General features: G+C 72.5%; 18 protein-coding genes. 6 read left to right on the top strand and 12 right to left on the bottom strand.

Features of this window, described 5'->3' with window-relative positions; genetic code table 11:
• Positions 1–54 precede the first annotated feature (54 nt).
• The 3 genes from KYT88_RS05335 to manA all read right to left on the bottom strand — a co-directional run bounded on the left by KYT88_RS05335 (position 55) and on the right by manA (position 2,821).
• Positions 55–372 carry a WhiB family transcriptional regulator gene (locus tag KYT88_RS05335; protein ID WP_051629264.1) on the bottom strand — a complete coding sequence of 106 codons (318 nt, stop codon included), beginning with the start codon at positions 370–372 and terminating at the stop codon, positions 55–57.
• Positions 373–521: 149 nt separating this feature from the next.
• A complete protein-coding gene (gene galE / locus KYT88_RS05330) occupies positions 522–1,490 on the bottom strand; it encodes a UDP-glucose 4-epimerase GalE (protein ID WP_043584631.1) in 969 nt (322 codons plus the stop codon).
• A gap of 35 nt (positions 1,491–1,525) precedes the next feature.
• Complete coding sequence (manA, locus tag KYT88_RS05325) at positions 1,526–2,821, bottom strand: mannose-6-phosphate isomerase, class I (protein ID WP_043584629.1); 1,296 nt, start codon at positions 2,819–2,821, stop codon at positions 1,526–1,528.
• 165 nt (positions 2,822–2,986) lie between these two features.
• Here manA and KYT88_RS05320 point away from each other — a divergent pair, with 165 nt between their 5' ends.
• The 3 genes from KYT88_RS05320 to KYT88_RS05310 all read left to right on the top strand — a co-directional run bounded on the left by KYT88_RS05320 (position 2,987) and on the right by KYT88_RS05310 (position 7,047).
• A complete protein-coding gene (locus KYT88_RS05320) occupies positions 2,987–4,165 on the top strand; it encodes an acyl-CoA dehydrogenase family protein (RefSeq protein ID WP_043584627.1) in 1,179 nt (392 codons plus the stop codon).
• Between the two features lie 101 nt (positions 4,166–4,266).
• Positions 4,267–5,706, top strand: a complete 1,440-nt coding sequence (locus KYT88_RS05315) for an O-antigen ligase family protein (RefSeq protein ID WP_237583799.1) — start codon at positions 4,267–4,269, stop codon at positions 5,704–5,706.
• Between the two features lie 48 nt (positions 5,707–5,754).
• Positions 5,755–7,047 (top strand): O-antigen ligase family protein, encoded by a 1,293-nt coding sequence (locus tag KYT88_RS05310; RefSeq protein WP_043584622.1) that lies wholly within the window; start codon positions 5,755–5,757, stop codon positions 7,045–7,047.
• Between the two features lie 27 nt (positions 7,048–7,074).
• On the opposite strand, the gene KYT88_RS05305 is transcribed toward KYT88_RS05310, so the two are convergent.
• From KYT88_RS05305 to KYT88_RS05275, 7 genes are all read right to left on the bottom strand, one after another.
• Positions 7,075–7,545, bottom strand: coding sequence for a GtrA family protein (locus KYT88_RS05305; RefSeq protein WP_043584620.1), 471 nt, complete (start codon positions 7,543–7,545; stop codon positions 7,075–7,077).
• Between the two features lie 147 nt (positions 7,546–7,692).
• Positions 7,693–9,531, bottom strand: a complete 1,839-nt coding sequence (locus KYT88_RS05300) for a hypothetical protein (protein ID WP_237583798.1) — start codon at positions 9,529–9,531, stop codon at positions 7,693–7,695.
• A 136-nt stretch (positions 9,532–9,667) separates the two neighbouring features.
• Positions 9,668–11,686: a glycosyltransferase gene (locus tag KYT88_RS05295; protein ID WP_051629263.1), complete on the bottom strand. Its 2,019-nt coding sequence runs from the start codon at positions 11,684–11,686 to the stop codon at positions 9,668–9,670.
• Positions 11,686–12,849: a UDP-galactopyranose mutase gene (glf, locus tag KYT88_RS05290; RefSeq protein ID WP_043584618.1), complete on the bottom strand. Its 1,164-nt coding sequence runs from the start codon at positions 12,847–12,849 to the stop codon at positions 11,686–11,688. The genes KYT88_RS05295 and glf overlap by 1 nt, the downstream gene beginning before the upstream one ends.
• Positions 12,850–12,916: 67 nt before the next feature.
• Complete coding sequence (locus KYT88_RS05285; protein WP_043584616.1) at positions 12,917–13,765, bottom strand: glycosyltransferase; 849 nt, start codon at positions 13,763–13,765, stop codon at positions 12,917–12,919.
• Between the two features lie 191 nt (positions 13,766–13,956).
• The gene (locus tag KYT88_RS05280) at positions 13,957–14,919 is read right to left on the bottom strand and encodes a glycosyltransferase (RefSeq protein ID WP_043584614.1); all 963 of its coding nucleotides are present in this window, start codon (positions 14,917–14,919) and stop codon (positions 13,957–13,959) included.
• Positions 14,916–17,132 carry a hypothetical protein gene (locus KYT88_RS05275; RefSeq protein ID WP_043584612.1) on the bottom strand — a complete coding sequence of 739 codons (2,217 nt, stop codon included), beginning with the start codon at positions 17,130–17,132 and terminating at the stop codon, positions 14,916–14,918. Before KYT88_RS05275 ends, KYT88_RS05280 begins: the two co-directional genes overlap by 4 nt.
• A 272-nt stretch (positions 17,133–17,404) precedes the next feature.
• Here KYT88_RS05275 and KYT88_RS05270 point away from each other — a divergent pair, with 272 nt between their 5' ends.
• Genes KYT88_RS05270 through KYT88_RS05260 form a run of 3 tightly spaced genes read left to right on the top strand, consistent with a single transcriptional unit; the run spans position 17,405 to position 20,261 of the window.
• Entirely contained in the window at positions 17,405–18,259 is an 855-nt protein-coding gene (locus KYT88_RS05270; protein WP_043584699.1) for a glycosyltransferase family 2 protein, read from the top strand.
• A complete protein-coding gene (locus KYT88_RS05265; protein ID WP_051629262.1) occupies positions 18,256–19,287 on the top strand; it encodes a glycosyltransferase in 1,032 nt (343 codons plus the stop codon). Before KYT88_RS05270 ends, KYT88_RS05265 begins: the two co-directional genes overlap by 4 nt.
• On the top strand, positions 19,284–20,261 hold the full coding sequence (locus tag KYT88_RS05260) for an SDR family oxidoreductase (RefSeq protein ID WP_043584610.1): 978 nt from the start codon (positions 19,284–19,286) through the stop codon (positions 20,259–20,261). The genes KYT88_RS05265 and KYT88_RS05260 overlap by 4 nt, the downstream gene beginning before the upstream one ends.
• A 27-nt stretch (positions 20,262–20,288) precedes the next feature.
• Here KYT88_RS05260 and rfbA read toward each other — a convergent pair whose 3' ends face one another.
• Both rfbA and KYT88_RS05250 read right to left on the bottom strand, forming a co-directional pair.
• On the bottom strand, positions 20,289–21,152 hold the full coding sequence (rfbA, locus tag KYT88_RS05255; RefSeq protein ID WP_043584608.1) for a glucose-1-phosphate thymidylyltransferase RfbA: 864 nt from the start codon (positions 21,150–21,152) through the stop codon (positions 20,289–20,291).
• Between the two features lie 3 nt (positions 21,153–21,155).
• Complete coding sequence (locus KYT88_RS05250) at positions 21,156–21,761, bottom strand: dTDP-4-dehydrorhamnose 3,5-epimerase family protein (RefSeq protein ID WP_043584606.1); 606 nt, start codon at positions 21,759–21,761, stop codon at positions 21,156–21,158.
• Positions 21,762–21,769: the final 8 nt, after the last annotated feature.

The raw sequence follows: 21,769 nt of genomic DNA, 5'->3' as shown, positions 1-21,769 counted from the left end.
CGCAGCGGGACGGCGCGCCGGAAGGCGGGCGCCGCGATGGCGGGGACGGCCGGATCAGACCGCGCGCTTGCGGAGCTTGCGGCGCTCGCGCTCGGAGAGGCCGCCCCAGATGCCGAAGCGCTCGTCGTTCTCGAGCGCGTACTCGAGGCACTCGCTGCGGACCTCGCACGATCCGCAGATCTTCTTGGCGTCCCGGGTCGATCCGCCCTTCTCGGGGAAGAACGCCTCGGGGTCGGTCTGCGCGCAGAGCGAGTCGGCCTGCCACGCGAGCGGGTTGCCTTCGTCGACGCTGCGGACGCCCGGGACCCCGAGTCGGACAGGGTCGACGAACCAGTCGTCGGGGACTCCGGCGTGGTACTCAGGTAGTGCCATGTCACGATCTCCCCACGCGGCCGGAGCGCCCGGCCGGCCCCAGCTCATCGTCATAATTACACCGGTGTAACTCGCTCGCGTCAAGCCGCGGAGGGTAAACCCTCAGCCGCTCCTCGAGGGTTGCGACGCGCCGCGGCTCGCTGCCGGCGCTACGCCGTGGCGCCGGCCTGACGGGCGTGCCAGGCGCTCGTGACCATGTCGTCCAGGGAGTGGCGCATGGACCAGTCGATGTCGCGCGCGGCGAGCTCCCCCGAGGCCACGATCCGCGCCGGGTCGCCGGGTCGGCGGTCGCGCACCTCCGGCTCGAAGTCGATGCCCGTGGCCCGCGCGATGGCCGTCATGATCTCCCGGACGCTCACGCCCGCGCCGCTGCCCAGGCAGTACACGGGCTCGACCGGCTCGCCGGCCTCGAGGCGGCGTGCCGCCGCGACGTGCGAGGCCGCGAGGTCGACGACGTGGATGTAGTCGCGGACGCACGTGCCGTCGGGCGTCGGGTAGTCGCCGCCGTTGATGCGCGGCGTGCGGCCGTCGAGCAGCGCGTCGAAGACGAGCGGGAACAGGTTGTGCGGGCTGGTGTCGAAGTAGCCCTCGTCGCCGGATCCCACGACGTTGAAGTAGCGGAGCGACGCGTGGCGGAGGCCCTTCGCGATGCCCTGGTCCCGGAGCAGCCACTCGCCGATGAGCTTCGACTCGCCGTACGGGGACTCGGGGGCCTTGGGCGTGCGCTCGTCGACCAGGTCGACGTCGGGCGTCCCGTACACGGCGGCGGAGGACGAGAAGACGATGCTGTCGACGCCCGCGCGCTCCATCTCCTCGAGCAGGACGGCCGTGGCGGTCACGTTCTGCTCGTAGGTGTGCAGCGGGCGCTGGACGGAGACGCCCGCGTACTTGTAGCCGGCCACGTGCACGACGCCCTGGATGTCACCCGATCCGAGGACGCGCGCGAGCAGCTCGCGGTCGAGCACGGATCCCCGGTGGAAGGGGACGCCGTCCGGCACGAACGACGCGTGCCCGCTCGAGAGGTCGTCGAGGACGACCGTGTCGATGCCCGCCCGCGCGAACGCGGAGACGATGTGCGAACCGATGTAGCCGGCGCCGCCGGTGACCAACCATGTCATGCGGCAACCCTATCGACGGCGGTCATGGCCCCCGGTCACGCGCCGTCGTCGTCGGCGGCCGCGGGCGCCGGGGTCGTCGCGAGGAACGCCTCGCCCTCCCCCGTGACGACGAGCCGGCCCTCGTCCGGCGTGACGAAGACGGCGTCGCCGCGGCGGACCACGACGGACGAGACCTCGCCGCGGATGGTCAGCTCGCCGGAGGTGCAGAGCAGGATGGCCGGCCCGTCGACGTCGACGACGCTCGCGCCCCCGTCGCCCTCGTCCGCGTCGCGCGTGGCCGGGGAGACGTGCGCGAGCAGGAAGTCGGGCACGTCGGGGCGGTACAGCTCGACGCCGGGCGCCGCGTGCTCGGGCTCGAGGTACGGCACGGGGAGCGCCTGGAACTCGAGCACGTCGAGGAGCTCGGGCACGTCCACGTGCTTCGGCGTGAGGCCGCCGCGCAGCACGTTGTCGGACGCCGCCATGAGCTCGATCCCGAGGCCGTGCAGGTACGCGTGGATGTTGCCCGCCGGCAGGTAGAGGGCCTCGCCGCGGCGCAGCGTCACGCGGTTGAGGAGCAGGGAGGTCACGATGCCGGGGTCGCCCGGGTACGCCTCCGCCAGCTCCCGCACGGTGCGCATCTCGGTCGAGAACTCGCGGCACTGCCGGTCGGATGCGAGGCTCGCGAGCAGGGTGACGCGGTCGACCAGGCGGCGCACCTCGGGTCCGCCGCCCATGAGGAAGGCGAACACGTCGCGCAGGACGTCCGCCTCGGAGCCGGTGAGGCGCGACAGCACGGTGCGGATCACGGCCGGGTCCGAATCGGGCCCCGACGCGTCGAGCGTGAGCAGCAGCGTGAAGACGTCGCGCACCTCCGCGAGCGGCCGGAAGCCGCAGAGCGCGTGGAACTCGTCGCTGAGGGCGAAGATCAGCTCGGGCTTGTGCAGCGGGTCCTTGTAGTTGCGGTGCGGAGCGTCGATCGGGACGCCGCGGTCCTCCTCGTCGCGGAAGCCGAGGCGCGCGCGGTGGAGGTCCGGGTGGGCCTGCAGCGAGAGCGGGCCGTCGGCGGCGAGCACCTTGAGGAGGAACGGGAGGCCGGGGCCGTCGCCCGGGCGGAGGCCCTGGGCGAGCGGGCCGAGCGTGGTCGCGGGGTCCGCGTGGATCCACCCGGCCAGCGTCGTCGCGCCGCCCGCCGCGGACGGGTCGACCACGCGCGTGGGCGAGCCGTCGTGCGCCCCGAGCCAGAGCTCCGCCTCCGGGCCTCCGGACGCCTCGTGGCCCAGCAGCTCGGCGATGGCGGTGCGGGAGCCCCAGGCGTAGTCGCGTGGGGTGTTGGCGAGGGCAGTGAACACGTCGGGATCCTGTCGGGCTTGGCGGCTACCTACAACGCCCGAGGGCGCGCGTCCTGTCCGGACGCGACCAAAGTACCAACCGATGGCGCCGCCGCCCGGACGCCGACCTAGGCTCGCCCGCAGGCGCCCGTCCCCGAGGGCGCCGACGAACCGCAACGGAGCATCGTGTCCCTCACCCCCCTCATCGGCGACTTCTACGGCTACGAGTCCCGGCTCGGCGACCGGGAGAAGGAGTCCCTCGCCGACCTCCGCGCCTACCTCGAGGCCGAGGTCAAGCCGCACGTCAACGGGCTCTGGGCCCGCGCCGAGTTCCCCCGCCACGTCGTCGCCGGCCTCGCCGAGCGCGGCCTATTCGGCATGCCGTTCCCCGAGACGCGCCCGTTCGAGAACTCGGCCGTCTACCGCGGCTGGGCCGCGCTGGAGCTCGGCCGCGTCGACGCGAGCATCGCGACCCTCGTCGGCATGCAGAGCGGGCTCGTGATGGGCAGCGTCGCCGTCGCCGGATCCCCCGAGCAGCGCGCCGAGTGGCTGCCCCGCTTCGCGTCCGGCGAGCTCCTCGGCTCCTTCGGCCTCACCGAGCCGCTGTCCGGATCCGACTCCGCCCGCGGCCTCCGCACCGTCGCCACGCGCCGCGGCGACGAGTGGAGCATCACGGGATCCAAGCGCTGGATCGGCAACGGCACCGTGAGCGACGTCACCGTCATCTGGGCCAAGGACGCCGACGACGGCCAGGTCAAGGGCTTCCTCGTCCCGAACGACTCCCCCGGCTTCAGCGCCACGCGGATCGAGGACAAGCAGGCGCTGCGCATCGTGCAGAACGCGGACATCGAGCTCGACGGCGTCATCGTGCCCGAGCGGAACCGCCTCCAGAACGGCACGTCGTTCGCGGACACGGCCGCGGTGCTGCGCCTCACGCGCGCCGAGGTGGCGTGGGCCGCCATCGGGATCTCCATCGGCGCGTACGAGGCGGCGGTCGCCTACACGGGCGAGCGCGAGCAGTTCGGCAAGCCGCTCGGCGCGCACCAGCTCATCCAGGACCTCCTCGTCCGCAGCCTCGGCAACATCACGGCGTCGATCGGGCTGGTGACGCGCGCGTCCGAGATGGTCGACGAGGGCACGCAGTCGGACGAGCACTCGGCGCTCGCCAAGGCGTACGCCACCAGCCGGATGCGCGAGACCGTCGCCTGGTGCCGCGAGGCGTTCGGCGGCAACGGCATCGTGCTCGACTACGACGTGGCCCGCTTCTTCGCCGACGCCGAGGCCATCTACTCCTACGAGGGCACCCGCGAGATGAACACGCTCATCGTCGGCCGCGCGATCACGGGGCACGCGGCCTTCGTCTGATGGACAGCGGGGGCGCATGGAGCGCCGGCGCGCGGGGCCCCGGCGCCGCCGCTCCCCTCAGGCGGCGGGACCCGGGCCTCGGGCCGGATACCCTGATGGGCATGCCCACCGCCAGCCGCCGAGCCCTCCGGAGCTTCGCGACCTTCGTCCTCGTCACCACGTTCGCCGGTGACATGTGGCGCGACAGCCTCAGCTGGTGGGGCTTCGGAGCCATTGCGCTCGCCGTGCTGGTCACCTGCATCACGCTGCTCGCGCGATCGCGCCCCCTCCCGCGCGTGCGCGTGCTGCCGATCCCGCTGCTCGCGTTCACGGGCATCGCGGTGCTCTCCATCGCGTGGTCGCAGTACCGGCCGGAGTCGGCGCTCGGCGTGCTCATCCAGCTGTCGACGTCCATCGCGGCGCTGACGCTCGTCGTCCTGCTGTCGTGGTCCGAGATCGTGCAGGGCCTCGGACGCGCGCTCCGCATCATCCTCGGCCTGTCGCTCGCCTTCGAGCTCTTCGTCGCCGTCGTGGTCCGCGGGCCGGTCATGCCGTTCTTCACCGACTACGGGCCCCGCGCGCCCGCCGCGTTCGCGTGGACCCGCGGAGAGCTCCTCAGCGGCGGCCGGATCCAGGGCGTCGTCGGCAACGCGAACCTGCTCGCCATGGTCGCGCTGCTCGGCCTGATCGTCTTCTCGCTCCAGTACGCGGCGCGCACGGTCCGCCGCCGCGACGCCGTGCTCTGGATCCTCGTCGCGCTCCTCACCCTGACCCTCACCGGGAGCTCCACGGTCCTGGTCGCGCTCATCATGACCGGCGTCGTCGCCGCCCTCGCGCTCGTCGCCCGCCGCGTCGGCATCCGGGGCCGGCTCGTGCTGGCGGGCGGCGTCGCCGTGGCCGCCGTGGCCGGGGCGGGCGTCGTCGCCACGCGCACGGCCGAGGTGTTCGAGCTCCTCGGCCGCTCCCCCGACCTCACGGGCCGGTTCCAGATCTGGGAGTCGGTGCTGGGCCTCGCGCAGCAGCACCCCGTCGTCGGCTGGGGGTGGATCGGCTACTGGGCGCCTTGGGTGCATCCCTTCCAGGGGCTCGCCGTCCGCAGCGGCGTCACCTACCTGCAGGCCCACGACGCGTACCTCGACGTCCTCCTGCAGGTGGGAGCGATCGGCCTCCTGGCCTTCGCCGCCTTCGTCGTCACCACCTACGTGCGCTCCTGGTGGGCCGCCATCGACCGCCCGCAGCACCGCAGGGACCGCGTCGAGCCGTACTCGACGCTCGCGCTCGCGCCGCTGCTGCTGATGACCGCGCTCGTCGTGCAGAGCCTCGCGGAGAGCCGGCTGCTGTACGAGGGCAACTGGCTGCTGATCGTCGTCATCGCGATCGCCACCAAGTCCGGCATGGTCGCGCGCGAGGACGTCCCGGGGCCCGACGACGCGCGTCGCCGTGCGGTCCGGCCCGAGACCGCGCCGGCCTCCGCGGTCGCGCCGTCTCCCCACGAGGGCCCCTCGATCCCCGCGGCCGTCCCCTCCGCCTCCGCGCCCGCCGCCGACCCCCGCGTCGCCTGATCCGCGCGGCCGCCCGGTGCCCCGCCGACCGCCCGTGATGGCCGACGCATGACCCGTCCCGCCCGCCTGCCGCTCCCGGAGCGCCTGCCCGACCTGCTCGGGTCGGCGCGCTTCTCCGCCGCGCTCACGCACTGCATCCTCGGCACGGCGATCCTGTCGCACGCGCTCAGGTCCACCGTGGGCTGGGCCGGGCTCATCGCGATCGTCACCGCGCTCGTGGCGATGGCCGCGGGATCCCTCGCGGCGAAGCGCGGCGACTGGGAGTGGCGGGGCCTCCTGCCCATCTCGCTGCTCGTCCTGGTCGGCTGGTGCGCGGCGACGCTCCTGTGGACGGCGTACCAGCCGGACGCGGTCGGCGGCGTGCTCTACCTCGCGGCGTCCGCGTTCCTCGCGGTGTACGTCGGCGTCGTCCGCGACCTCATCCAGATCGTGCGCGCGGCCGGGGACGTGCTGCGGCTGGTGCTGGTGTCGTCCCTCGCGCTCGAGGTGCTCGCGGGGCTCCTCATCGACGGCCCCATCCCGTTCCTCGGGATCCGCGGGGCCCTCGAGCGCCTCGGCCCCATCCAGGGGCTGCTCGGCGAGCGCAACGCCCTCGGGATCGTGGCCCTGGTCGCCGCCGTGACCTTCGCGGTGGAGCTCATGACGCGGTCCGTCTCGCGCGGCCGGGGCGTCTTCTCGCTGGTCGTCGCGCTCCTCGTGGCGTCGCTCACGCGGTCGTCGGTGATCCTCGGCACGTTCCTCGTGCTCGCCGTCGCCGCCCTCGCGATCCTCGGCCTCCGCCACCTCGCGCGGCAGGCTCGGCCCCTGGCCAACAGCGCGGTCCTCGTGCTCGCCGCCGGCATCGCGGTGCTGGTCGTGGCCTTCCGCTCCCCCGTGCTGCAGGTGCTGCAGGCGCGGCCCGACTACCTCCAGCGCGTCGCGCTGTGGCGGGAGATGCTGCGCCTCATCGACCTCAACACCATCGAGGGCTGGGGCTTCGTCGGCTTCTGGCGCCGGGACGCGTACCCGTACACGGCCCTCGACCTCGTCAGCCGCGGCGCGCAGGAGACCGGCCGGAACGCCTACCTCGACCTCTACCTGCAGGCCGGTCTCGTCGGGCTCGCGCTGTTCGCGGCGTTCTGCGCCCTCGCGCTCGGCCGGTCCTGGGTGCTGGCGACGACCAAGCGCGGCGTCGGCTACGTCTGGACGGCCCTCGTGCTCGTCGTCCTCGTGGTCGCGTCCCTCGCCGAGAGCGTCGCGATCGTGGAGTGGGGCTGGCTCCTGCTCGTGATCTGCGCCGTCAAGGCCGCGCAGGGCCGCAGCTGGCGACACGGGCTCCCGGAGCAGCACCGGCCCGGATGACGGGCGGGCGTCGGCCGGGCGTCGGGATCAGCGCGCCGCCTCGTCGCGCGGCCTGCGGAACGAGAAGAACTTGTGGCCGGTGTAGCTCGCCACGGTGATGACGATGGTCACGAGCACCTGCGCGACGATCGGCTGGAGCGGCGTCGTCTCCACGACCAGCGGCAGCAGGAGCATGTTCGCGAACAGGGGCATGAGGTTCACCAGCGTGTAGCGCGAGAAGTCCGGGAGCAGGTTGCCGCTCACCCGGAAGACGAGCTTGCGGTGCAGCGTGAACGCGATGGGGAGCTGCACCGCCCACGCGATGACGAGCACGAGCGGGTACGGGATCGTGTGGCCCCACAGCAGGTAGAGGAGCGCGAACCACGCGGTGCCGAGCACGGTGTTGAAGCCGCCGACCAGCAGGAACGCGACGCGCTCGTCCTTGATCAGCCGGAGCAGGATCCCCGGGGGCGGGGTCTCCTCGCGAGGGGCGTCGACGTCGTGCGCGTGCTGGTCCATGGCTCTCCTCGCCGCGCCGGGCGCTCGAGCGGGCAGCCGACGGGCCGCGCCGTGGTCGTCCGGTGCGGCCCCACTGTATCCGGTGGGCCCTCCGTGCCCGCCGCTCCACCGGCTGGCGGGCGGGCGGCGGGCTCGGCGGGACGCGGGTCAGTACGCGGCGCCCACCGGGATGCGCGCCAGTGCGGCGGCGCCCATCGTGGTGATGGTCGGCGACGACGTGCCCGCGAGGGCGACGAGCTTCGCCCAGCTCGAGACCGGTCGCGCCTGGCCGCCCTGCAGGACGAAGACGCTGGGGTCGGCCGCGCTCTTCACGAGCACGGACCCCGTCACGGTGGCCCCCGTCGCGTCGAGGGTGCGGCACGTGGTGGGCACGAGGTCCGTCACGGGGAGGCCCGTGGACCCGGGATTCGCGAGGGCGACGATGCCGCCCTGGGTGGCGAGGTACGACGTGCCGCCGCAGCGCACCAGCAGCGACAGGTTCGCCGCGGATCGGGCGTAGCCGTCGAGGGTGCCCTGCGTCACGGTGCTGTAGGCCTGGCCGAGTCCGAGCTCGCGCGTGACCGCGAAGTCCGGCACGCCCACCTTGCGGTTCAGGCCGTCGACGACGTAGACGTCCGCGCTGCTCGCCGACTTGACGAGCGTGCCGGGCTCCAGCGCCACGTGGCCCGTGGAGTACCGCGCGCCGACCTGGGAGCGCATCTGCGCGACGAAGGCCGAAGCGCCGCCGTTGAGCGCCACGAGCGCCGACCAGCTGGACACCGGGTACTTGACGCCGCTGTCGAGGAGGTACGCCGTGCCGTCGCCCGGCAGCGTGAAGAACGCGCTCATCGCGCCGGCCTGCGGGACCGCGCGGAGCTGGCCCGGGTCGAGCGGGACGGCGGCCGAGCAGCTGTAGCCGTACGACGCGACCAGGTCGCAGGAGGAGAACGCGTGCTGCCTGCCGCCCTGCACCAGGCTGATCGTGCCGTCGGACGGGTCGCGCACGAGCTCGGATGCGGGGACGCCCGTGACGAGCGCGTCGAGGTACGAGCGACCGACCGTGCTGATCCCCCCGAGCGCGGAGAGGGTCTGGTACACGGCGAAGTCGGTGACCGGGTGCTTCTGGCCGCCGCTCACGAGGTAGACGCTGTCGTCGGTGGCGACCTTGACGAAGGAGGACACCGGCCCGTCGCTCGTGCTGCCGAACCAGTCGGTGTAGAGGCGCCAGAAGTTGCGGTTGCCGTACGAGGAGCACGAGTCGCCGCTGCCGTAGAGGTTGTTTAGCGCGGCGGCGTTGGGCTGGTACGGCGTGTAGATGTAGAGGCCGGCCGTGGCCTGGTTGCGGATGGTGACCTGCGAGGATCCGCAGTCCGCGTTCGGGTGCCAGAGGATGCGGTTGCTGCGCCCGGCCTGGTAGTTCCAGCGCGTCGGCGTGGACTGGTACACCTTGAACTGGTGCGCCGCGTTGTAGACCTGGTTGAAGAAGCCGTAGTAGAGGGAGTCGCACGCGGCGGTGTCCGGGCAGCCGTAGCCCGTGGCGCTGCGGAACTGGCGGTCGGTCGGCGTGCTGTCGGTGACGAGGCCCTGCTCCTTCTCCAGGAGCACGAGGAGCGCGGCCTGGCTGACCCCGCACGCGCGGCCGACCCAGTAGACGATGTCGGCGCCGCTGAGGCGCGATGCCTGGAGGCTCGAGCAGCGGCTGTCCGCGGCGCGCGCGGGCGTGCTCTCCACGTAGTTCCTGAGGCAGACGTAGCCGGAGGCGCAGCTGGGGACGCGCGCCTGCAGGAAGGACTGGATGTCGCCCTGCGACATCGCGTCGCCGTCGTAGAACTTGGCGTCGCTGATGATCATGCCGGGGTCGAAGTCGGCCCCGGACGCCGCCTGCGCGGGATCGGCGGATCCGCCGATGGTGCCCGTGCCGACGAGCCCGACACCCAGGGCGACGGCCCAGACGGCCAGGCAGGCGATCAGTCGCGAGCGTCGGCGTGCGCGCCGGACGTCATCCACCCCGTTGTCGAACAAATGCGTCCCCCTGCGTCCCCGTGCCGTGAGATGCGATTCTCACACACGAAGGGGCGTCCGCCGCACCCTGGTGCGGATCGGACGCCCCCCGTCGCTCAGCGGACGGCGGATCCGCGGCTGGCTACTTCTTCCGGCGGCCTGCCGCCGGCTGGTCCACGCCGAACGTGCGGGCCCAGGTCTCCGGGCTCGTGACCGTGGGCAGGGCCGCGCGGTAGGCGGCCTTGAGCTGCGGCCAGCGGGCGAGGATGCGCCAGCGGAGCACGATGCTCGTCCACAGCATGCGGCGGAAGAGCACGGGATCCCGGCGGTGCAGGAGCGCCGCCGACCCCTCGGCGTTGGAGACGAGCACGCTGTCGAAGGACGGGACGACCCACCAGCGGGCGTCCTCGAACGCCAGGTGCGCCTCCGGGCCGCGGGTCGCGGCCTGGCTGAGCGGGGAGAACGCGTGGCGGGCCACGGTCCGGGCCAGCCACACCATGCGGGCGATGCCCGCGGGGGCTCCTCCCCCGCGTCGACGCTGCGGCTTGTCCGGAGCGACGATCTCGGGCAGGGCGGCGCGGTCCTTGATGGGGACGCCGTCCGTGAAGCCCTGCGCCAGCTCGCGCGTGCGGGCGAGGCGCGTCACCATGTCCTCGTGGAGGCCGCGCGGCCCGCGGAGGATGTTCCGGTACGCCTCGTGGCGGGCGGCGAGCGCGAAGTACTGCATCGACACCAGGTGGCGGACGTCCGTGGCGAGGTTGGCCGTGAGGAACCGGCCCCCGCGCTCGTACGGCGAGTGCAGCAGGGCCGCGATGAGGCGGTTGCGCGCGTGGAAGAAGGCCTGCCAGTCCTGCGAGTCGTCCTTGTCGACCCACGAGACGTGCCAGACGGCGGCTCCCGGGAGCGTGACGGTCGGCACGCCGACCTCCTTGGCCCGCAGCGCGTACTCGGCGTCGTCCCACTTGATGAAGACGGGCAGCGACAGGCCGACCTGCTTGATCGTGGAGACGGGGATGAGGCACATCCACCAGCCGTTGTACTCGGCGTCGACGCGGCGGTGCATCCACCTGGTCTGGCGGAGGTTCGACGCGCTGAAGTCGTGGCGCGTGGGAGTGACGGGACCCCACATGAAGTTCCACATGTCGAAGCCCTCGGCGTACGCGTGGAGCTTGCTCTTGTCGTACATGTCGAACATGTGGCCGCCGACGATCGTGGGCGTCCTGGCGTAGTCCGCGAACTTCACGGCCCGGCGGATGCTCTCCGGCTCGAGCGTGATGTCGTCGTCCATGACGAGGACGTAGTCGCTCGCGCCCTCCTTCAGCGTCTCGTACATGCCGCGGGAGAAGCCGCCGGATCCGCCGAGGTTGGCCTGGTCGATGACGCGGAGCTTCTCGCCGAGCAGCTCCTGCGCCTTCGGGAACGCCGGCTGGTCGGCCACCTTCTGGGTGCCCTGGTCGGTGACGTACACGTGGTCGAGGAGCGCGGCCACATCCGGCTTCTCGCCGATGTCGGTGAGGAGCTTCACGCAGTACTCGGCGCGGTTGAGCGTGGTGATGGCGATGCTCACCGAGCCGGCCGCTCCCGCGGTGGGAGCGGATCCGGCCGGGGCGTACCAGCCGGCCTCGACGAGCGCGAAGTCGGCCTCCTCGCCCATGAGGTCGAACCAGTACCAGCCGCCGTCCGCGAAGAACGTGAACGGGAGCTCGAAGCGGGAGGTGGTGGATCCGGTGACCGCCGCGCCGTCGACCTTCTGGATCACGCCGCGCGCGTTCGAGCGGTAGACGATGACCTGGCCCTCGCCGCTCGTCTCCACCTCGAGGACGACGCCGTCGAGCGTGGTGCTCGCGCGCCAGTACGAGGCGGGGAACGCGTTGAAGTAGGTGCCGAACGACACCTTGCGGCGGTGGGGCACCTGGAAGCCGCGGTCGCCGCGGATGGCGCTGATGATGCCCATGTCGCTGAGGCGGACGACGGCGTTGTGCGTGTCCGAGTCGACCACGCGCAGCGGCGAGCGCCGGCGCTTCTCGGGCGCGACCGGGATGCTCGTCCAGTAGTCCGCGTCCACGTACAGCGGGACGATGTCCGGGTCGTGCTCGGACGGCAGGATGACGCGCTGGATGAGGTCGAGCCCGGCGGGTGCGCCCGCGAGGTCGGCGGCCATCAGGAGGCGTCCTTCGCGAGGACGGGCTTCAGCTTGTTCTCGTACATCGAGAGCGCCGCGCCGATCGCCATGTGCATGTCGAGGTACTGGTAGGTGCCGAGGCGGCCGCCGAAGAAGACGCCCTCCTCCTGCTTGGCGAGCTCGCGGTACTTCAGCAGGCCCTCGCGGTCGGCCGCGGTGTTCACCGGGTAGTACGGCTCGTCCTCGCCCTCGGCGAAGCGCGAGTACTCGCGCATGATGACCGTCTTGTCCGCCGGGGCGTCGCGCTCCGGGTGGAAGTGGCGGAACTCGTGGATGCGCGTGAACGGCACGTCGGAGTCGGCGTAGTTCATGACGGGCGTGCCCTGGAAGTCGCCGACCGGGAGCACCTCGCGCTCGAAGTCGAGCGTGCGCCACGACAGCGCGCCCTCCGAGTAGTCGAAGTAGCGGTCGATGGCGCCCGTGTAGACGACGGGGACCTTCCCGACGACCGAGGCCCGGTTGACCTCCTGGGTCTCGTCGAAGAAGTCGGTCTCGAGTCGGACCTCGATGTTCGGGTGGTCCGCCATGCGCTCGAGCCACGCGGTGTAGCCCTCGACGGGCAGGCCCTCGTGCGTGTCGTTGAAGTAGCGGTTGTCGTACGTGTAGCGCACGGGCAGGCGGCTGATGACCTCGGCCGGCAGGTCCGTGGGATCCGTCTGCCACTGCTTCGCCGTGTAGTCGCGGATGAACGCCTCGTAGAGGGGGCGCCCGATGAGCGAGATGCCCTTCTCCTCGAGGTTCTTCGCCTCGCCGGCGTCGAGCTCGGACGCCTGCTCGGCGATGAGGTCGCGCGCGGCCTGCGGCCCGTGCGCGGAGCGGAAGAACTGGTTGATGGTGCCGAGGTTGATCGGCAGCGGGAAGACCTCTCCCTTGTGCTCCGTGTAGACGCGGTGCACGTAGGGCGTGAAGTCCGTGAAGCGGTTGACGTACTCCCACACCGTCTCGTTCGACGTGTGGAACAGGTGCGCGCCGTAGCGGTGCACCTCGATGCCGGTCTCCGGGTCCTTCTCGCTGTACGCGTTGCCGCCGATGTGGTCGCGGCGGTCGATGACGAGGACCTTGAGGCCCAGCTCCTCGGCGACGCGCTCCGCGATCGTGAGTCCGAAGAAACCGGACCCGACCACTACGAGATCAGGGCTCATGGCACATTCCTTTGCTGGGGTGGCGCCCGACGGGCGCTCGACGGGACTGGTCAAGGGTAACGGGGGATCAGGCGCGGGCCTGCGGGACCGTCCGGTCGCGCGTGATCAGGCGACGGTACAGCCCGCGGCGCACGGCCTCGGGGATGAGGCGGTAGCTGCCGCGGACGAGGACGTTGCGCAGGGCCTGGGAGAGGGAGGTGAAGCGGCGACGGCGGAACTCCCGCTGCAGGCGGAGCTCGGCGACGAGCTGCGCGACGCCGCCGCGACGGGCGTACGCGCCCGCGCTCACGCGGTACATCACGAGCGGATCCGGAAGGTTCTCCACGCGCGCGCCCGACTGGATCATGCGCGCGAAGAGGTAGTAGTCCTCCATCAGCCCGAGCGGCAGGTAGCCGCCCGCCCGCTTCACCGCCTGGCGCCGGTACACGACGGTGGGGTGGTTGAACGGGTCGTGGAAGCGCGCGTAGCGGGAGATGGCGTCGGCGCCGACCGGCGGGGTGCGGCGGCCGGCGATGGTGCCGACCTCGTCCGCGAACTCGTACATGCCGGTGCCGACGAGGTCGAGGCCGTCCGAGATGAGGGTGAGCTGGCGGGCGAAGCGCTCGGGGAGGCTGATGTCGTCGGCGTCCATCCGGGCCACGACGTCGTGCGCGCAGGCCTCGAGCCCGCGCTCGAGCGCGTAGGCGAGGCCCATGTTGCGCGCCAGCTCGACCGTGACGACGGGGACGGGCGACGCCTCAGCGAGCTCCGCCATGGTGCGGGCGAGCTCCGCGGACACCGGTCCGTCGCGGACGACGACGACCTCGTCCGGCCGGAGGGTCTGGTCGTCGACGCTGCTCCGGAACGCCCGGCGGAGGAAGTCGGATCGGTCGCCGCGGTACACGGGGAGGAGGAGCGAGAAGGCCTCGGTGGGCACGGGTCCTCCATCATGTTCCGTGCTGCGTGCGCAGCGGGGCCGTCGGTGCCGGACGGGCGGCCGGTCGGGCCGCGGCGCGTCGAGCACCAGAGTCTATCGGGAGCCCGGCCGGGGATCCCGGCGGCTGTGCGGCCCGGCGGACAGCGACGGACGGCGGGCCGCCGATCCCTCGCGGTGCGGTGCGGGAGCGCTCAGGAGCGACCGGCACCCGCCTCGATGCGGCGCACGCCCTCCGTGATGCCGCCGAGGTCGGCGAGGACCTCCGCGGCCGGGCGGGGACGGCGTCCCAGGCCCTGGCGGATCCCGTCGACCAGGCCCCTGACCAGCAGCGGCCGATCCGCCGAGCGCGCGATCGTGCGCGCCCACCCGACGAGCGCCGCGCCGGCGTAGAGCACGCGCTCGGCGGGCGCGAGGGCGCGGGACAGCCGCAGCATCCAGATCTTGTTGCGCACCTCGAAGACGAAGCGCGCGCCGGGATCCACGTCGGTCGACCCGAAGGCGCGGGTGCGGTGCTCGACCGTGCTGCCGTGCACGAGGTATCCGCGACCCTGGCGCAGCAGGCGCGCCGAGTACTCGAAGTCGTCGTTCCAGAGGAAGTAGTCGGCCATCGGCAGCCCGTGGGCGCGGATGGCGTCGACCTCGATCATCATCGACACGAAGGACGCCGTGCGGACGGGCGTGCAGCCGTGCCGTGCGGCGCGCGCGACGCTGCCGCGGCTCGCCGACGGCCTGGTCCGCGGCGTGTTCATGGGGTGCGGGCGGCCGTCCGTCCAGCGCACGGCGGACGCGAGGACCACCGTGCCGCGCGGGGCGGCGCCGCGGGCCCGCAGCAGCTCCTCGAGCGCGGTGGGATCCGGGACGGTGTCGTCGTCCATCAGCCACACCAGCTCGGCGTCGTGGGCCGAGAGCGCGCGCTCGATGCCCGCGGTGAACCCGCCGGCGCCCCCGGTGTTGGTCGGCAGCGTCGTGAGCGCGACCTCCGGGAACCGCGTGCGGATGACGTCCGCCGATCCGTCCGTCGAGGCGTTGTCGATGACGACGACGTCGTGCAGCGGCACCGTCTGCGCGGCCAGCGCAGCCAGCGTCTCGACGACGAGCTCCCGCCGGTTCCAGGCGACGACGACCGCGACGACGCGCGGCGGCAGGCCGGTCATCGTGCGGTCACCCGACGGCGGCGACGCACGACGAGGCGGCCGATCGCCCATGCCGCCGTGAGGAGGATCACGAGCACGGCGGACGCGACCTGCACCTGCCAACCCGGGCTCCAGAACGACACCGTGACGGTCTTGCCGACGTCCGCCGCGGAGACGTCCACGCCGAGCAGGAAGCCGTCGACCGGCTTCGCGCGCAGCTCGGCGCCCGACACCTGGTAGCCCGGCCACGGGATGAGCGCGAGGGCGACCGTGCCGCCGTCCGCCGGGGCGGCGTCGACCCGGAAGGTGGATCCCATCGGGTCGTCGTGCAGCAGCGTCACCCGCGTGCCGCCAGACGACCACGCGATGCCGCCCGCGCCCTTCAGGGGGGTGTCGCGGACGATCGTGCGCGTGGCGGGGGTGTCCTCGACGACGCTCCAGCCGGATGGGACGTCCTCCCAGTCGCTGCGCGCGACGGTCTTCGCCGGGTCGCTCCCCCGCTGGGCCTTGATGACCTGGACGGTGCTCGCGCCGATGAGGTCGACCAGGTCGACGCCGGTGTCGGATCCCTTCACCGGCTGGAACAGGCGCTCGTACAGTGCGCCGCAGGTGAGCCCGTTGAACTGCATGCAGACCTTGTTGCCGTAGCCCGGGTAGTAGACGGAGGAGTACGCGTTCTGGACCGGCTTGCCCGTGACGTACCAGGAGTTGCCGAGGAGGGTCTCCGCGTAGTCGGTGGTCTGCGGGAAGCCGACCACGAGGATGTCGCCCTCCGCGCGCGGGAGCTGCGTGCTGTACGCGCTGACGTCCGCGGGGAGGTCGTACGTCTCCAGCGGCGACTTGGGCGAGCGGTAGTGCTGCGGCACGAGCAGCGCGACGGTGCCCACGATCGCGACGACGGCCATGGCGGCGGACCGGGACCGGTGCGTGGCGCGGGCGCGGCCGGCGACGCGGCCGAGGACGGCGGGCCCGCGACGCGGTCGCCAGCCGACCGCCAGCCCGTAGACGAGGAGGACGAGGGCGCCGACGAGCACGACCGCGACGATCGCGGGCTTGAGCGCGCGCGGATCCTGCGTCAGGAGCAGGGCGCCGTTGACGGCGACGATGGCCCACGCGGCGTATAGGTGGCGCCGCGTGAGCACGCGGCGCATGCTGCGCGAGAAGCCGAGCGCGAGGACGACGAGGATGACCGCGGTGAGGTACGGGACGATGCGCACCGGGTAGCGGAGCGGGCCGATCTCCGAGGGCGCGAGCACGCCCGCGATCGCCGCGACGCCGATGATGAGGATCGACGGCCGCCCCCGCAGCAGCGCCCAGAGCCGGCGCCAGTCGATGAGCACGAGCAGCGGGAGGAGCCAGGAGATGTAGGTGATGGGGGCGCCGGGGATGTTGCCCACGTAGTAGTCCATGAACGGGCTGCCCATGGGCATCCCCGAGATGGCCAGGTCGCTGAGGTCGACCGTGAGGAAGCCGTCGTTGCCGATCGAGTTGGAGCGCCCGGACACGGAGGAGGTGAGCACCCCGGGCAGGTGGACCAGGACCGCGAAGAGCCCGGCGATCACCGAGAGCCCGAGGGCCCGCAGCACCTCCGGACGACGGCGGCGGATGAGCGCCTCGACGAGCAGGGCCCCGAGCGCAGCCGCCAGCATGAGGGTGGCGGCCGCGTAGCCGATGCCCACCACGGTGACGGCCGCGAGGACGGCTCCAACGGGGTTGGCGCGGGCCCGCACGACGCGTCGCGACAGCCCGACGGCGAGCGGCCAGAACGCCCAGGCCATGAGGCCGTTGACCCAGGAGGCGGCGTCGAAGTAGAGGGTGAAGCCCGCGAGGGGGACGGCGGTGGCCACGACCGCGGCCCAGGGACGGGTCACGCCGTAGGCGCGGGCCAGCACGTAGAGGCCCGCGGACGCGATGGCGAGGCACACGAGCTTGACGATGGTCGAGTACAGGGCCGCGTTCGACATGAGCTGCGAGCCGAGGCCGACCGCCCAGAGGAACGGGCTGTAGATGCCCCACGCGCCCTCGGCCTGGTAGTTGCCGGACTGCCACACGGTCGGGTTCAGCAGGGACCAGTTGCCGTCGAGGATCCGCCGGCCGATCTCGAACCACTGGCCGTAGGCGCCTGCCTCGGTGTCGTTCACGAAGTAGTAGCCCGTGAAGAAGAGGATCGGGATGATCGCGCCGACCACCGTGGCGGCGACGGCGGCGGTCGGCCACAGGAGCTTGCTGCGCATGGGGAGAGGAATCCGTTCGTCGTGTGCCGTCCGGGCCGGCTGGGTCGGCTCGGGCGGGACTCACCCTAACGCCTGGCCCCTCCCGGCCCCGTGAGCACCACCCGGTGCGCACCGCGGCCTCCCGGGTCGCGGGCGGGCGCCGTGAGAGGATGGCCCCCGTCCGCACGCGCACCGCGGTCGCCCACGGTCTCCGTCGCACGTCGCACGATGACGTGCACCGGGTGGGCCTCGACCCGGGCGCGTCCCCTCCTGCCTCGCCGAAGGAGAGCCACGTGCCCCCACGCGTCTCGATCGTCATCCCCGCATACAACAACGCCGACTACCTCGCCGAGACGGTCGACTCCGTGCTGGCGCAGACGTTCACCGACTTCGAGGTCGTGATCGCGGACCACTCCTCCACCGACGGGACCTGGGACGTCATGCAGCGCTACGCCGACGAGCCGCGCGTCCGCCTGCTCCGCACCGAGGCGGGCGGCGGGGCCCTCCGCAACTGGAACCGCGTGAGCCAGGAGGCCGGCGGCGAGCTGATCAAGCTGGTCTGCGGCGACGACCTCCTCTACCCCACCATCCTCGAGCGCCAGGTGGCCGAGCTCGACGCGTCGCCGTCCGTGGTGCTCGTCGCCTCCCCGCGGGACATCGTCGACGCCGACAGCCGTCCGATCGTGCGCGACCACGGCGTCTCCGGATCCCGCATCGCCATCTCGGGCGCCGCGGCCGTCCGCCGCACCATCCGCTCGGGCACCAACATCTTCGGCGAGCCGGGCTGCGTGCTCATGCGCCGGGCCGACCTCGAGGCCGTGGGCTGGTGGGACTCGCGCTGGCCCTACCTCATCGACGAGACCACGTACGCGAAGGTGCTGCTGCGCGGCGACTTCGCGTCCGTCGGCCCGAAGGCCCTCGCGGGGTTCCGCATCTCCGACTCGCAGTGGAGCGTGCGCCTCGCGGGCGAGCAGGCCAGCGCCGCGGCCGGCTTCCACCGCTGGGTGCTCGAGGCCCACCCCGGCGTCGTCAGCAGGGCCGACGTCCGGCTCGGCGACATGATGGCCCGGGCCAAGGCGCTCTCCCGCCGTCTCGTGTACCTCTACCTCGGGCGCCGCATGTCGCGCTCGGCCGGGAGCGCCGCGTGAGCGCCGTCGAACCGCTGGACGCGGGCGAGACCGTGCTCCCCCCGGACCACTCCGTCTCCGTCGTCATCCCCGTGTACCAGGGAGAGCTCACGCTCGAGGCGCTGCTCGCGGAGATCCAGCCGTTCACGGTGCCGCAGATCAGCCGCGACGGCCACAGCTACGCCGTCACCGAGGTCCTCCTCGTCTTCGACAACGGGCGCGACGGATCCCCGCGCGTCATCCGAGAGCTGAGGCGCCTGCACCCGTTCGTCCGGCCGATCTGGCTGAGCCGCAACTTCGGGCAGCACGCCGCGACCCTCGCGGGGATGGCCTCGTCGGGCGGGGACTGGATCGTCACGCTCGACGAGGACGGCCAGCACGACCCGGGCTTCATCCCCGACATGCTCGACGTCGCCATGCGCGACCTCGCGTCGGTCGTCTATGCGAAGCCCACCAACACGCCGTCGCACGGGCTCCTCCGCAACGTCGCCTCCCGCGGCGCGAAGGTCGTGCTCAACGCCATGTCGTCGGACCAGGACGCCGAGCAGTTCCAGAGCTACCGGCTCGTGCTCGGCTCCGTCGGGCGCAGCGTCGCGGCGTACGCGGGGTCCGGCGTGTACCTCGACATCGCGCTCGGCTGGGTCGCGAACCGCGTCTCGACGTGCGACATCACCCTGCGCGACGAGGGCGAGCGGCAGTCCGGCTACTCGCCGCGCCGGCTCTTCTCGCACTTCTGGCGGATGGTGCTCTCCAGCGGCACCCGGGGTCTGCGCGCCGTGAGCGTCCTCGGGGCGCTGTTCCTCGTCGTGGCCCTCATCTTCGTGGGCGTCATCGTGGTCAGCCGCCTCACCGACAACTCGGTCCCGGCTGGCTGGGCGTCGACCATCGTGACGATCCTGGCGTCGAGCGGAATCATCCTGTTCTCCCTGGGGATCATCGCGGAGTACATCGGCGTGTCCGTCGGCATGGCGCAGGGGCGGCCCGCCTACCTCATCGTGCGCGACCCCCTCGACGGCCCGCACGGCCGCCCGCCGCGCGGACACGTATGACGGTCGCCGTCCCGGTCTGGGTCATCGGCGCGCGGGGCCTCCTCGGCGCCTCGCTGCACGACGCCCTGACGGCGGATCCGCGCTGGGCGCCCGTCGCCGCCGAGCCCCTGCCCTGGTCGACCGCGGATGAGGGCGTCATGCGCCGGGCCGCGCGCACCGAGGCGGAGCGGCTCCTCGCGGCGGGCCGCGCGGCCGGCCGCTGGGCCGTCATGTGGTGCGCGGGCGCCGCGGTAACCGGCAGCACGCGCGCGCAGCTGGATCACGAGCTCGGGCAGCTCGAGGCCGTGCTGGACGAGATCGCCCTGGCCGTCGCGGCCGACCCGGCACCCGGCGGCGCCCTGTTCTACTCGTCGTCCGCGGGCGGCGTGTACGCGGGCGCGGCGAGCCCGCCGTTCACGGAGGCGACGGAGCCGCGTCCGCTCGCACCCTACGGGGAGGCCAAGCTCCGCGCGGAGGGCCTCGTGCGCGCGTTCGGCGAGCGGGCCGGCGTGCGCACCCTCATCGGGCGCATCGCGAACCTCTACGGTCCGCGCCAGGCGGTCGGCAAGCCGCAGGGCCTCATCACGCAGCTGGCCCGGGCGAACCTCTCCCCCACCCCGGCCTCGATCTACGTGCCGCTCGAGACGGTGCGCGACTACCTCTACGCCGACGACTGCGCCGGCCTCGTGCGGGACGCGACCGCCCGCCTGCTCGGCCTGCCGGCGGACACCCACGTGGTGAAGATCCTCGCGTCGGGGCAGCCGGTCACCATCAGCGCGCTGCTCGGGCACTTCACGGCCCTCGGCAAGGCGCGGCCCCACGTGATGCTCGGCCTGTCGCCCCTCGCGGGCTACCAGGCGGTGGACCTGCGCCTCGCGAGCGTCGTGTGGCCCGACCTCGACGAGCGCGACACGATGCCGCTGCCCGCCGGGATCCACATCACGGCGCAGGCCCTGATATCCGGCCTGCAGTCGGGCGAGCTCACCGCACGCTGACGCCGGCCGGGCCGGCCGGCCGCGGCGCTACGCGTCGAGCAGCGTGACGAGGTAGCGTCCGTACCCGCTCTTGATGAGCGGACGCGCGAGCTCCTCGAGGGCGTCGCGGTCGATCCAGCCGGCGCGGTACGCGATCTCCTCGATGCAGCCGATCTTGAAGCCCTGGCGGTCCTCGATGACCTTCACGTACTCGGAGGCCTGCATCATGCTCTCGAACGTGCCGGTGTCGAGCCACGCGGTGCCGCGGTCGAGCACCTGCACGTGGAGGCGCCCCGCCTGCAGGTAGTGGTCGTTGACGGCCGTGATCTCGAGCTCGCCTCGCTCGCTGGGCTGGATGCCCTTGGCGATCTCGACCACGTCGTTGTCGAAGAAGTAGAGGCCGGGCACCGCGTAGGCGCTCTTCGGTCGCGCGGGCTTCTCCTCGATGGAGACGGCCGTGAAGTCGTCGTCGAACTCGACGACGCCGTAGGCCGTCGGATCCGCCACGTGATACGCGAAGATCAGCGCGCCGTCGATCTCGGTGTTCTTCCGCAGGCTCGTGCCGAGGCCGGCGCCGTGGAAGATGTTGTCGCCGAGGACGAGCGCGACCGAGTCGTCGCCGATGAACTCCTCGCCGATGACGAACGCCTGCGCGAGGCCGTCGGGCGAGGGCTGCACGGCGTACTCGATGCGCATGCCGAGGTGCGAGCCGTCGCCGAGCAGGGCCCGGAACTGGTCGTTGTACTCGGGCGTCGTGATGATGAGCACCTCGCGGATGTCCGCCATCATCAGGGTCGACAGGGGGTAGTAGATCATCGGCTTGTCGTAGATCGGCATCAGCTGCTTGCTGATGCCCTTCGTGATCGGCCAGAGCCGGGTGCCGGATCCGCCGGCCAGGATGATGCCCTTCATGGGTCAGCTCACCTTCTGCGAGTCGTGGAAGGCGCGCATGTCCGACCATGTGGGGAGGAGTCCGGCGGCCGCCGCCTCGGCGAGCGTCGGGGCCTCGAGGTCCTTCGGGGAGAGGAGCGCCTCGCCGGCCTCCTCGGGGAACACCAGGCCGAGCTCGGGGTCGAGCGGCGTGATCCCGTGCTCGGCGCCGGGGTTGTAGACGTCGCTCACGAGGTAGGTGACGGCCGCGTCGTCGGTCAGCGCGACGAAGCAGTGGCCGAGGCCCTCGGAGATGTAGACGGCCTTGTGCGTCTCGGTGTCGAGCCGCACGCTGTCCCACTTCCCGAAGGTCGGGGATCCGACGCGGATGTCGATGACGAAGTCGAGCACGGCGCCGGACACGGCCTTCACGTACTTGGCCTGACCGCGCGGCACGTCGGCGAAGTGCACGCCGCGCACGACGCCGCGCTTCGAGACGCTCATGTTGGCCTGGCGCAGGTCGAGGCGGTGGCCGACGACCCGCTCGAGCTCGTCGAACCGGTACCACTCGAGGAACACGCCCCGGTCGTCGGCGCGCTGGACGGGGGTGATCTCGTAGCCGTCGGGCACGGCGAGCTCTCGGATCTGCACGGGTCGGA

The sequence above is a fragment of the Clavibacter sp. A6099 genome, from assembly GCF_021919125.1.
Lineage (GTDB): Bacteria > Actinomycetota > Actinomycetes > Actinomycetales > Microbacteriaceae > Clavibacter > Clavibacter seminis.
This window is presented reverse-complemented; position numbering and strand designations above follow the sequence as displayed.